Annotated in this window: 1 protein-coding gene; it reads right to left on the reverse strand. The window is 68.2% G+C overall.

What is annotated here, in order from left to right; translation table 11 throughout:
• Nucleotides 1-139: twin-arginine translocation signal domain-containing protein (locus tag EN851_RS35180; protein WP_135931106.1), on the reverse strand; the 139-nt coding region annotated here is incomplete at its 3' end.
• Nucleotides 140-314 lie beyond the last annotated feature (175 nt).

The following is a 314-nucleotide window of genomic DNA, read 5'->3' on the forward strand; positions in this document are numbered from 1 at the left end:
TTCTTGCGGTCTTGAGGACCAGCGGCTCGGGCTTTGCTGCTGCCCAGCCGGCAAATTTGCCGGCTGCCGAGAGGCCGACGCCGGCCGCGCCGGCGACAGCGGCGGTTTTGAGGAGGTTGCGGCGAGTCAGCATCATCATCTTGATTTCGGCGGGGAGCATGCCGCGGCAAAGTTGAACAATTCAGGCGCGTACCACCATCCGTCGCGCCGGCCTAGTCCCGCAGGCTGAACACAAATGGTGCCGTGCGGGTGACGCGAGCGCCAAGTTCCGCCGGCGGCGCCGGCACCGAGGCGCCCTGCAAGGCGGCGAGGGC

This window comes from Mesorhizobium sp. M8A.F.Ca.ET.208.01.1.1, assembly GCF_004791315.1.
Classification (GTDB): Bacteria; Pseudomonadota; Alphaproteobacteria; order Rhizobiales; family Rhizobiaceae; genus Mesorhizobium.